8 protein-coding genes are annotated in these 12,493 nt (G+C 59.1%); 4 read left to right on the top strand and 4 right to left on the bottom strand.

Going from position 1 to position 12,493, the window contains the following annotated elements; genetic code table 11:
* Window positions 1-43: 43 nt before the first annotated feature.
* The 3 genes from nfuA to BUB69_RS01930 all read right to left on the bottom strand — a co-directional run bounded on the left by nfuA (window position 44) and on the right by BUB69_RS01930 (window position 4,068).
* Window positions 44-637: a Fe-S biogenesis protein NfuA gene (gene nfuA, locus BUB69_RS01940; protein ID WP_004884435.1), complete on the bottom strand. Its 594-nt coding sequence runs from the start codon at window positions 635-637 to the stop codon at window positions 44-46.
* Between the two features lie 85 nt (window positions 638-722).
* Window positions 723-1,745 (bottom strand): acyltransferase family protein, encoded by a 1,023-nt coding sequence (locus BUB69_RS01935; RefSeq protein ID WP_073162027.1) that lies wholly within the window; start codon window positions 1,743-1,745, stop codon window positions 723-725.
* Between the two features lie 190 nt (window positions 1,746-1,935).
* A complete protein-coding gene (locus tag BUB69_RS01930) occupies window positions 1,936-4,068 on the bottom strand; it encodes a fatty acid cis/trans isomerase (protein WP_175561641.1) in 2,133 nt (710 codons plus the stop codon).
* 328 nt (window positions 4,069-4,396) lie between these two features.
* On the opposite strand from BUB69_RS01930, the gene metH reads away from it, so the two are divergent.
* A complete protein-coding gene (gene metH, locus BUB69_RS01925; RefSeq protein ID WP_073162025.1) occupies window positions 4,397-8,116 on the top strand; it encodes a methionine synthase in 3,720 nt (1,239 codons plus the stop codon).
* 104 nt (window positions 8,117-8,220) lie between these two features.
* Window positions 8,221-8,463, top strand: coding sequence for a DUF2970 domain-containing protein (locus BUB69_RS01920; protein ID WP_073162024.1), 243 nt, complete (start codon window positions 8,221-8,223; stop codon window positions 8,461-8,463).
* Here BUB69_RS01920 and BUB69_RS01915 read toward each other — a convergent pair.
* The gene (locus tag BUB69_RS01915) at window positions 8,445-9,545 is read right to left on the bottom strand and encodes an ABC transporter substrate-binding protein (protein ID WP_073162023.1); all 1,101 of its coding nucleotides are present in this window, start codon (window positions 9,543-9,545) and stop codon (window positions 8,445-8,447) included. The two genes, BUB69_RS01920 and BUB69_RS01915, sit on opposite strands and share 19 nt — an antisense overlap.
* Window positions 9,546-10,264: 719 nt before the next feature.
* Between BUB69_RS01915 and BUB69_RS01910 the strand changes: the two genes are divergently transcribed.
* Both BUB69_RS01910 and BUB69_RS01905 read left to right on the top strand, forming a co-directional pair.
* Window positions 10,265-11,923 carry a nitrite/sulfite reductase gene (locus BUB69_RS01910; RefSeq protein ID WP_073162022.1) on the top strand — a complete coding sequence of 553 codons (1,659 nt, stop codon included), beginning with the start codon at window positions 10,265-10,267 and terminating at the stop codon, window positions 11,921-11,923.
* Complete coding sequence (locus BUB69_RS01905) at window positions 11,907-12,401, top strand: DUF934 domain-containing protein (RefSeq protein WP_073162021.1); 495 nt, start codon at window positions 11,907-11,909, stop codon at window positions 12,399-12,401. The genes BUB69_RS01910 and BUB69_RS01905 overlap by 17 nt, the downstream gene beginning before the upstream one ends.
* Window positions 12,402-12,493: the final 92 nt, after the last annotated feature.

Genomic DNA, 12,493 nt, shown 5'->3' with positions numbered 1-12,493 from the left:
CTGACCAGGTCAGGGCATTTCTCGAATCGACAAACCAAACCACTCAGTAGTAAGCGTTTTCTTTCTGAGTGTGGTCAGTCACATCGCGCACACCCGACAGCTCGGGAATGCGCTCCAGCAAGGTGCGCTCGATGCCTTCCTTCAAGGTGACATCCGCCTGACCGCAGCCCTGGCAACCACCACCGAACTGCAGAACAGCGATGTTCTGCGTGTCTTCCTCAACCACGTCGATCAACGTGACCTGGCCGCCATGACTGGCGAGCCCCGGGTTGATTTCGGTTTGCAGGTAGTAATTGATGCGCTCGTTGATCGGGCTGTCGGCATTGACCATCGGCACTTTGGCGTTCGGTGCCTTGATGGTCAGCTGGCCGCCCATGCGGTCGGTAGCGTAGTCGACGACAGCGTCGTCCAGAAAGGCCTCGCTGAAACCATCGATCCAGGCCGTGAAGCTTTTCAGGCCAATGGCCTTGTCTTCAGGCTTTTCTTCGCCAGGCTTGCAATAGGCGATACAGGTTTCGGCGTACTGAGTGCCCGGTTGGGTAATAAAAACGCGGATGCCGATGCCTGGAGTGTTCTGCTTTTCCAGCAGATCGGCCAGATAATCGTGGGCGGCGTCGGTAATAGTGATAGCGGTCATGAACATTCCTCGCAGACGTGCCAGCAGTTTACGCCAATCGAGGTCGCCACACAAAGTCCTAGTGTTTTTGTCGGAAATGCGCTCATTACGAAACTGCTCTTGCGGGCTGCACGGCTCGTCGGGCGTCCAGCCAGTCTTTAAGCCGACGGTACACCCCCTTCTCGATCCATTCGTAACTGAGCCAGGCACCGATAGCGATCACCGGCACGCAGAAAGCAAACACCAGATAAGGGCTCAACCCATAGCGCTGCGCCATCAGCAAACCACCGTACAGCACCAGTACGTGCAACAAGTACACCGAATACGAGCAATCACCCAGTACCTTGAGCAGTCGGCTACCCCGGAAATACGGTTCCAGCGAAATACAGGACAGCACGATCAGCGCGCTGGGCAATCCCCAGTTCAACAGGCGCTGATCATTGGTCAGATGATTGATTGCATACAGCCCTACGGCGATCCCCGCCAGCGGCAGCCAAAGCGCTTCCTTGATCCAGCCACGGCGATAAAGAATGCCGATACCGATGCCCAGCAGGAACTCATAAATGATGTCATTCCCATAGAAGCGGCTGATCAACCCGGCCTTGGCCAGCACTTCGCTGACGCCGAACAGCGCCGCAGCGATGATCAGCGGCCGGTGACGCTGCTTGAACAGGAACACCATGGAGAACAGCAGGTAGAAGAACATCTCGTAGTTGAGCGTCCAGCCCACATTCAACGTCGGGTACAGGCCATAGCCGCCGGGATTCTCCGAAGGAATGAAGACCAGCGACAGCAGGAAGTTCTGCCAACCGATGACCTGGTGCGGCAACATCGGCGCTGCCGCCAGCAACAGCAACCCCATGGCGGCGGTATACAGCCAGTACGCAGGGACGATGCGAATCAGGCGATGGAGAATGAAACGCCCGGCGGTCATATCGCTCTTCTGGGTGGACAGGAAAATCACCAGCCCGCTTATGACGAAAAAGATATCGACGCCTACCGCGCCCTTGGACACGAAGAATTCACCGATGGGACCGCTGGCCTTGAAGTCGTAAAAAATCTGCATGAAGTGATGACACACCACGACCCACGCTGCGAATGCCCGTAAGGCCTGTACCGAAATCAACATCCAAAAAACCTCTACTGCCTGACTTTCAACTCAACCACGGATCCGCGTTCGACGCTTGCGTCTGGTTCCATGGCGCGCCCTTCTGGGACCGCTCATTTGAAAAAAAGATCGTAGAAAATGTGATTCGTTCAGGTTTGCACAGATGGCCGCAGGCCATGTAGCTCATGGCCTGCAGCCTGAAACAACCGGGCTAGAGGTTCTCGTAACGGTTCATGTCGAGCACCGCCGCTTCACGCGGGGCGGTTTCCTGAAGGTAACGGTTCAGGTCGTGGAAATACGTCCAGAACAGCGGATGCGTACGCCGAATGCCCCAGCGCTGCACAATCTGTTCAAAGCTCGCCTGGTCCTTACTCTGCTGCATGGCATCGACAAACGTTGGCACCTCGGCAGCCGGGATGTTGAACATGAAGTTGGGGTAACTGCTGAGCACGCCAGGGTAGATGGTCAGCGTATCCAGCCCCGGAATATAGCGATAAGACTCTCCCAGCAGGAATGCCACGTTGGTGTGCGCACGATTGCGCAGCATGCTGTACATCTCTCGCTTGCCGCCGCTGTCCTCGATTCGCAGCATGGTGGCTTCGGGCAGTTGGTCGATGACCTTGAGGCCCGCGGCCGGGCGCGACGCCAGATGGCTGAGCGCCTGCTCTGCCTGGGCAAGACTGCCGCTCAGTCCGGGACGCGAGCAGTAGGCACTGTTGCAGCGATTGATCGGATCGGGCGAGGCATTGAGCGGACCGGCCTGCTCGATCAGTCGGGTCGCGAAATCGCGAACGGGGCTTTTCTTGTCCAGCCTGATGCCGGTGGGCGTGTCATCGTCGATGTCCTGATAGTCCAGCCACATCTTGACCTTGCCGCTGTCCTGATAGAGGTCACTGAGCAGGTTCTCACGCACATCAGCAGGCATCAGACGCAGGAAATTGATCTCCGCACCATTGCGAATCAGATCGAAATACAGACGCGTCTGGGCTTGATGGGACACGTTGCCATAGACGTCGAAGTTGACTGCCAACTGATAGTAGGTGCGCTCCAGCAACGGGTAATCGAACAGCCACATGGAGTGCGGCACATCGCCGATCAAGCCTTTAGTGACCGAGGCGCTGTCGAAATGGCGGAAAACGGTCAACAGCGCGTTGTCATTGCCGGCCCACACATCACCCCAGCCCGGCGGCGGCTTCTTCGCGTAAGTGTCGCGACGCAGATCTTCGTAAGCGTTGCGGCGATCGCGGTACGACAGCCACAGGCTCAGCACACTGCCCACGTCATCGTTCTGCCCAGGCATGGCCAGCAGCGGCGTGGCCTCTCCCCGATACACGGCATCGGTCACGTAACGATCATGGCCCGGCTCCTGGAACATCACCCAGAACTGGTCGCGGATCACGTCGGTCGCAATCTGCCCACGGCACACCGGACCACGAATGAAGGTGCGCACGAAGTACTCGGCGTTATCGAGCATGAACTGATAGCGCGCAGCAGCCGGAATCGCCTCGAAGGTCAGAAACGGATTGGCCCGATGCCCAGGACCATAGCCGGGCAATGCGGCGACCTTCCAGTCGCTGCCATAGAACAGCTGCCTGACCCGCGCCATTTTCTGCGGGCTCAGCGCGTACGTGATGTGCGTTTTGTGAACGATCACCCCCTGTACGGGAACAAGCCGGTAATAGAAGTCCCTGCCTGGATCGTCGTTCGGCCGCCGCGTAGCGATCAAGTCCACCGGTTTGCCGGTAGGCGTGCGTGAACGTACCCACTGATAGAAGTGTCCCGCCGCGCCATCTTCGAAGTAGAGATGAGCCAGAAACAGGTGTTCAAACAACCAGCGGCCGACCAGTGCCTGATTGGCACCGGCCTGATTAAGCAGGTTTTCCCAGGCCAGAATCTGGCTCGCTTCAGTCACCGTTGGGGTGATTGCCTGAGGTTCCACCGGAGCGCCTGCAGCCAACCAGCGTTGCAGAGTCTGATACTCGGCGTCGGTCAGCCCGGCCACCGCCAACGGCATGCCTTGTTGGCCGTGGGCCGCCGCGTAGGCATTGAACTCACCCGGCAACGGGCATACGTTTTCCCGGTTGATGCCCAGTGCAATGCTGTCTGGAATCTTGCTGTTGGCCGGCAATGGCGCGCTGCGACCCAGTTCCAGCATGCGGGTCATCAACGCCGCCTGGCTGCCCTGCGCGTCAAGCACCGAATAGAACCCCTTGCCGCGCCAGGCGTCGGTGTCGCGGGCGTCATAAAACAAGCGGGTCGGCGCGACCGCCCGGGTTCGATCCCCCTGATAGACCGGTATCTTGTTCGCCCCGCGACTCACGCCCTCGCCACTGCCCAGATTCAACTGGCAAGGCGCATCGTTACAGGCGTGGCAGGCCACGCATTTTTCGGTGAGGATGGGTTGAATGTCCCGCACATAAGAAATGGCGGGTGACGAAGCCGGCGGGGATGTCTGGGCCTGGAGCGCACAGCAGGAAAAAAGCAGGGCAATGCCTGCCAGAAAGCGGTACGGCATGGAACCTGAGCCCTGATATTAAAAAGGCATTAATTCTACAAGGGCACGCGCACCGCCAACATGAACGATTTTCATGCAAAAGCCCGGACAACACTAAATCCGTTCCGGTTTGCTATTATCGCGTTCTTTACGTATTGACCTTCTCAAGGTAGCCCTCATGTCTGACCGCAGCGCCCGCCATCAAGCCTTTCTCGACGCTCTGAAACAGAGGATCCTGATCCTCGATGGCGGCATGGGCACCATGATCCAGAGCTACAGGCTGGAGGAGCAGGACTATCGCGGCACCCGTTTCGCCGACTGGCCCAGCGACGTCAAGGGTAACAACGACCTGCTGATCCTGACCCGCCCGGACGTGATTGGCGCCATCGAGAAGGAGTACCTCGATGCCGGCGCCGACATCCTTGAAACCAATACTTTCAACGCCACTCAGGTGTCCCAGGCCGATTACGGCATGGAATCGATCGTCTACGAACTGAACGTCGAAGGCGCACGCCTGGCGCGCAAGGTGGCGGACGCCAAGACCCTGGAAACCCCGGACAAGCCACGCTTCGTCGCAGGAGTGCTCGGGCCGACGAGTCGCACGTGCTCGCTGTCACCAGACGTCAACAACCCCGGCTATCGCAACGTCACCTTCGACGAACTGGTAGAAAACTACACCGAAGCCACGCGTGGCCTGATCGAGGGCGGCGCGGACCTGATTCTGATCGAAACCATCTTCGACACCCTCAACGCCAAGGCCGCCATCTTCGCGGTGCAAGGTGTGTTCGAGGAACTGGGCTTCGAACTGCCGATCATGATTTCCGGCACCATCACGGATGCGTCTGGCCGTACGCTGTCCGGCCAGACCACAGAAGCATTCTGGAACTCGATCAGTCACGCCAGACCCGTGTCCGTGGGCCTGAACTGCGCGCTGGGCGCCAGTGAGCTACGTCCGTACCTGCAGGAACTGGCCAACAAGGCCAATACCCACGTCTCCGCGCACCCCAACGCAGGCTTGCCTAACGCGTTTGGTGAGTACGACGAGCTGCCGAGCCAGACCGCGAAGATCATTGAGGAATTTGCCCAGAGCGGTTTCCTGAACATCGTCGGCGGCTGCTGCGGCACGACCCCTGCGCATATCAAGGCCATCGCCCAGGCCGTTTCGGGCTATGCGCCGCGCCAGATTCCGGATATTCCCAAGGCCTGTCGCCTGTCGGGTCTGGAGCCCTTCACCATCGATCGTCAGTCGCTGTTCGTCAACGTCGGCGAGCGCACCAACATCACCGGTTCTGCCCGCTTTGCCCGCCTCATCCGTGAAGACAACTACACCGAAGCGCTGGAAGTCGCCCTGCAACAGGTCGAAGCCGGTGCACAGGTGATCGACATCAACATGGACGAAGGCATGCTGGACTCGAAGAAGGCCATGGTGACCTTCCTCAACCTGATCGCAGGCGAGCCGGACATCTCTCGCGTGCCGATCATGATCGACTCCTCCAAGTGGGAAGTCATCGAAGCAGGCCTGAAATGTATTCAGGGCAAGGGCATCGTCAACTCGATCAGCATGAAGGAAGGCGTCGAGCAGTTCATTCACCACGCCAGGTTGTGCAAGCGTTATGGCGCAGCCGTGGTGGTCATGGCATTCGACGAACAGGGCCAGGCCGATACCGAGGCGCGCAAGAAAGAAATCTGCAAGCGCTCCTATGACATTCTGGTCAATGAGGTCGGCTTCCCGCCGGAAGACATCATTTTCGACCCGAACATCTTCGCCATCGCCACCGGCATCGAAGAACACAACAACTACGCCGTGGACTTCATTAACGCCTGTGCCTACATCCGCGATGAACTGCCGTACGCGTTGACTTCTGGCGGCGTGTCCAACGTGTCGTTCTCGTTCCGGGGCAACAACCCGGTGCGCGAGGCGATTCACTCGGTGTTCCTGCTGCACGCGATCCGCAACGGCCTGAGCATGGGCATCGTCAACGCCGGGCAACTGGAAATCTACGACCAGATCCCGGCCGAGTTGCGCGACTGCGTGGAAGACGTGGTGCTCAACCGCAACCCCGACGGCACCGATGCGCTGCTGGCCATTGCCGACAAGTTCAAGGGCGATGGCAGCGTCAAGGAAGCCGAAACCGAAGAATGGCGCAGCTGGCCGGTCAATCAGCGCCTGGAACACGCGCTGGTCAAAGGCATCACCACCCACATCGTTGAAGACACTGAAGAGTCACGTCTGTCGTTCAATCGTCCTATCGAAGTGATCGAAGGCCCGCTGATGTCCGGCATGAACGTGGTGGGCGACCTGTTCGGCTCCGGCAAGATGTTCCTGCCGCAGGTGGTCAAATCCGCCCGCGTAATGAAGCAGGCGGTGGCGCACCTGATTCCGTTCATCGAACTGGAAAAAGGCGACAAACCGGAGGCCAAGGGCAAGATCATGATGGCCACGGTCAAGGGCGACGTGCATGACATCGGCAAGAATATCGTGGGCGTGGTGCTGGGCTGTAACGGCTACGACATCGTCGACCTGGGCGTGATGGTGCCTGCCGAGAAGATCCTGCAGGTGGCGCGCGAAGAAAAATGCGACATCATCGGCCTCTCCGGCCTGATCACCCCGTCGCTGGACGAGATGGTCCACGTTGCCCGGGAAATGCAGCGACAGGATTTCCACCTGCCCTTGATGATCGGCGGCGCGACAACCTCCAAGGCGCACACGGCGGTCAAGATCGAACCCAAGTACAGCAACGATGCGGTGATCTACGTGACCGACGCGTCGCGTGCCGTCGGCGTGGCGACTCAGTTGTTGTCCAAGGAACTCAAGCCTGCCTTCATCGAGAAGACGCGCCTGGAGTACATCGAAGTGCGCGAGCGCACCTCGGCCCGCAGCTCGCGCACCGAACGTCTGAGCTACGGCGCGGCTGTGGCGAAGAAGCCCCGGTTCGACTGGGAAAACTACACGCCTGCCGAGCCGACCTTTACCGGCACTCGTGTGCTCAATGACATCGACCTGAACGTGCTGGCCGATTACATCGACTGGACGCCGTTCTTCATTTCGTGGGATCTGGCCGGTAAATACCCGCGCATCCTGACCGACGAGGTCGTGGGAGAGGCTGCCACATCGCTGTTCGCCGACGCACAGCAGATGCTGCGCAAACTGATCGACGAAAAACTGATCAGCGCTCGCGCCGTGTTCGGTTTCTGGCCGGCCAATCAGGTCGATCATGATGATCTGGAAGTCTATGGCGACGACGGCAAGCCGCTGGCAAAACTCCACCACCTGCGCCAGCAGACCATCAAACCCGACGGCAAGCCGAATTTCTCGCTCGCTGACTTCGTCGCACCCAAGAGCAGCGGCCTGACCGACTACATCGGTGGCTTCATCACCACCGCAGGTATCGGTGCCGAAGAAGTGGCCAAGGCCTATCAGGACAAGGGCGACGATTACAACTCGATCATGGTCAAGGCACTTGCCGACCGTCTGGCCGAAGCCTGCGCCGAATGGCTGCACCAGCAGGTGCGTAAGGAATACTGGGGCTACGCGAAGGATGAGGCGCTGGACAACGAAGCGTTGATCAAAGAGCAATACCTGGGCATTCGTCCGGCTCCAGGGTATCCCGCCTGCCCTGACCATACCGAAAAAGGCACCTTGTTTGCCCTGCTCGACCCGCTGCCGGAAGGCACGCCCGAGCATACGCCGGGTCGCAGCGGCGTGTTCCTGACCGAGCACTACGCGATGTTCCCGGCAGCCGCCGTCAGTGGCTGGTACTTTGCCCACCCTCAGGCGCAGTACTTCGCTGTCGGCAAGATCGACAAGGACCAGATCGAGAGCTACACCGCCCGCAAAGGTCAGGACCTGAGCGTGACGGAGCGCTGGCTGGCGCCGAACCTGGGCTACGACGAGTAACGCCAGGCACCCCTTACATCGTCGCCGGGCAATCCGGCGACGAGTTGCCCGTCCCCGCCATGCACGTTTGGCTACGCTGAACAGGTATTGCTCAGGCGAGTGTTATGGACGATCCCCGCGAAGACTCCTCCAACCACTCTCCCAAAGACAAGGCCCCCACCTTGCGGCAGATGCTGCACAGCGTGCTGGCAGCCGCATTGGGGGTGCAGAGTGGCAAGAATCGAGAGCGCGACTTTACTCACGGCAAACCGGCCCACTTTCTGTTGCTGGGTCTGTTGCTCACCGTGCTGTTCGTCGCGATTCTGTTCGGCATCGTGCAACTGGTGCTTTATCTGGCGCTGGACTGAGCGGGCGGCAGCATGTTTTTCAAAGCGAATGGCGAGTCATCTCCAGTGCCACTGATATTGAACGCTTGAACGTCCAGTCGATAACGCTCGTTCCAGGTAGCCTCCAGAAAACGTTGCGCATCCTGGCGCTCGACCAGATGCAAGACTTGAATCGTTCTGGCCCCGGCCTGTTGGCGCGTTTGTCGCTGAGCGGTGTCGTAGCGGTTCAGCAGAATAATTGCCCAGCCGCCGAGGGTGAAGTGACCGGTGGCGACCACGCTCAGGCTCCCATCTAGTTGCGCTTGCAGCGAAAGCGAAGTGCCATTGATGGCGCTGAACAGAATGTCCTTGCCTGGACGCCCACCTCGCTCGCGCAACGCCTCCATGGCGCCGAATGCCATCTGTTCGTTGGCCGACCAGATCAGGCGAATGCCCGGATAACGATTGAGCAACACGCGCGCCTGCTCCAGTGCCCGGTCCCTGCGCCAGCCGCTCAAGACGATCTGCCGCAAATGCACTTCCGGGTGCTCCGACAATGCGCGCCGCAGGCCCTGCTCACGATGCAGTGAAACCGGCGTGGTATTGGTGCCCGAAAAAGCCAGCATCTCGACCACCTCACCTTCTTCGGCGGGCGGTGAAAGGCTGATCAGCCGCTTGGCGGTGATATAACCGCCCTCCTCGTCATTGCCGGTCAGGCTTCCGATGAAGTCGGGATAACGGGTGGGAAGATCGCCGAGAATACGGATCTGGTCCGCCGTCAGCGTGTTGTTGACGGCGAACAACTTGACGCTACTGCCTCGGGACAGACGCAGGATTTCCGGCGCGACATTAAGCTCGTTGGAGAACAGCAGATAGTCCGGACGCACACTGCCCTGCAACGTTTCGCGGGCCATCGCCAGAAGTTTTCGGGTGTCGCGGTCAGAATAAAGAACGTGCAATGTCATGCCGGTGGTGTGAGCCGCCGATTGCATCACCCGGACATAACTGCGCCAGTACCCGTCACTTTCAGTGCCGGGACTGATAAACACCACGTCCGCCGCCCATGCCGAGCCTGCCCACAGACAGCTGAGCAGAACCAGCCAACGGACCACCAACACTTTCATATATCCAGACCTTGAACCGCGGGTTGATCGCTCTATCGCTCTATAGCTGATCTATCGGCTGCACCCACAATGTTCTGGAGCGCTAGAACGAATTCTTTGCCGTGAGCCAGGCTCAGTACGAACAGTCGGCCAGCGAAGGTCAGGCAAGGCAAAAACAGGCGAAGAACGGCCGGGGTCGCGTTCGACTCTACGGATTGTAAATGAGCATTGCGATCGGACTCGCGCACGAGCCCGTTTTTAACGCAGCATCACCGATGCGTCGCCATTTGTCGTGCAGAGCCTAATGCCCGCTAACCCAGAATACAGCGGCGCCCACGGCCAGGATGATGATGAAAAGTATGGCCCAGGCATCCACGGAACTGTCGGACCTGGTCGTTTTAGGGTGCTTGCTCATCGCATCGCCTCTTGTAAGTCTTGTGGGTGATTGCATATGAAAAGATTGATGCGATACGCATCAGGCAGTGATCAAACCTCAGTTAAGCCGAGACTTGCCCACACGGCAAGCAAGGTCTTGTTCAATTGTCGCGTTGCTTATCGCTTTTAGTGATTTGCATATATATAAACATCACTTTTATCGATATCTGCAAACTGCTATCTTCGCCTCCGCTCCGCAGGGAGTGCGCGACCGTGCGCGCAGAATTGATTGAATGAAGCCGTGCCCCGATACGCGTGACCTGCAGCGGCGCTGCTTCATTACGAAGCCTGAGAACAGGACCTATATGTACGTATACGACGATTACGATCAGAAGATCATCGAGGACCGCGTCAAGCAGTTCCGGGATCAGACCCGACGCTACCTGGCCGGGGAACTGAGCGAGGAAGAGTTTCGACCGTTGCGCCTGCAAAACGGTCTTTATGTTCAGCGTTTCGCGCCGATGCTGCGTGTTGCCGTGCCCTACGGCCAGCTGACATCACGCCAGACCCGCATGATGGCGAAAATTGCTCGTGACTTCGACAAGGGTTACGCGCACATCAGCACCCGCCAGAACGTACAGTTCAACTGGCCGGCGCTGGAAGACGTGCCGGATATCCTGGCGGAACTCGCCACGGTGCAGATGCATGCCATTCAGACCAGCGGCAACTGCCTGCGCAACGTGACCACCGACCAGTTTGCCGGTGTCGCGGCAGACGAATTGGTGGATCCGCGTCCATGGTGCGAAATCGTGCGTCAGTGGACCACTTTCCACCCGGAGTTCGCCTACCTGCCGCGTAAGTTCAAGATTGCGATCAATGGCTCGAGCGGCGACCGCGCCGCCATCGAAGTGCACGACATCGGCCTTGAACCACTGCGCAACGCAGCGGGCGAACTGGGTTTCCGTGTACTGGTCGGCGGTGGCCTGGGCCGCACGCCGGTAGTCGGTGCGTTCATTAACGAGTTCCTGCCGTGGCAGGACCTGTTGAGCTACCTTGACGCCATCCTGCGTGTGTACAACCGCTATGGCCGTCGTGACAACAAGTACAAGGCGCGCATCAAGATTCTGGTCAAGGCACTGACGCCTGAAGTATTCGCCGAGAAAGTCGAAGCGGAAATGACCCACCTGCGCGGTGGCCAGACCACCCTGACCGAAGCTGAAGTGGAGCGCGTTTCCAGGCACTTCGTGGACCCCGACTACAAGGCACTGACCGACCAGCACGCCGAACTCGCCGCGCTGGACGCCGAGCACCCAGGCTTCGCTCGCTGGCGTCAACGTAACGTATTCGCGCACAAAAAGCCGGGCTACGTTGCCGTGACCCTGTCGCTCAAGCCGACGGGCGTTGCGCCGGGTGACGTGACCGACAAGCAGCTGGATGCCATCGCCGACCTGGCGGATCGCTACAGCTTCGGCGAACTGCGCACCTCCCACGAGCAGAACATCATTCTGGCGGATGTGGAGCAGAGCGAGCTGTTTACGCTGTGGAACGAGCTGCGCGAAAACGGCTTCGCCACACCCAACATCGGCCTGCTGACCGACATCATCTGCTGCCCCGGCGGCGACTTTTGCTCGCTGGCCAACGCCAAGTCGATCCCGATTGCAGAATCGATCCAGCGTCGTTTCGATGACCTGGACTACCTGTTCGATATCGGCGAGCTGGACCTGAACATTTCCGGCTGCATGAACGCCTGTGGTCACCACCATGTCGGCCATATCGGTATTCTGGGCGTGGACAAGAAAGGCGAAGAGTTCTATCAGGTCTCGTTGGGTGGCAGCGCCAGCCGCGACGCGAGTCTGGGCAAGATCCTTGGCCCGTCCTTCGCTCAGGACGCAATGCCGGATGTGATCGAGAAGCTGATCGACGTCTACGTCGAGAAACGCAACGAGGACGAGCGCTTCATCGACACTTATCAGCGTATTGGCATTGACCCTTTCAAGGAGCGCGTCTATGCAGCGAATCATTAAGAACAACGAAGTCATCGACGAGACCTGGCACCTGCTGCCCAAGGACACGACCTTCGACAGCCTGTCCAATTGCGACGACCTGATCGTGCCGCTGGCGCTGTGGCGCGAACATGGTCACGCGCTCAAGGCGCGTGATGGCGGTCTGGGTGTATGGCTGGACAGCGATGAAGAAGCCGAGGAAATCGGCGATGCGGTCGATCAGTTTCAGGTCATTGCCCTGAACTTCCCGGCCTTCACCGACGGGCGCAGCTTCTCCAATGCGCGTCTGCTGCGTGATCGCTACGGTTACAAGGGCGAATTGCGCGCTATCGGTGATGTACTGCGCGACCAGTTGTTCTACATGCGCCGCTGCGGTTTCGACGCTTTTGCGGTGCGTGCCGACAAGGACCCGTACGAGGCGCTGGAAGGCTTGAAGGATTTCTCGGTGACCTATCAGGCCGCTACCGACGAACCTCTGCCACTGTTCCGTCGCCGCTGATTGCACTCATTCGGTGACAGCAAAAAGCCCGGGCCTTCATTGAAGGTCCGGGCTTTTTGTTGGGTGTTGGGTTCTGCCCCGTCCTGAACCGG

Source organism: Pseudomonas asturiensis, from assembly GCF_900143095.1.
Classification (GTDB): Bacteria; Pseudomonadota; Gammaproteobacteria; order Pseudomonadales; family Pseudomonadaceae; genus Aquipseudomonas; species Aquipseudomonas asturiensis.
Note: the sequence above shows the minus strand (reverse complement) of the source record. Positions and strands in the feature narration are given on the sequence as shown.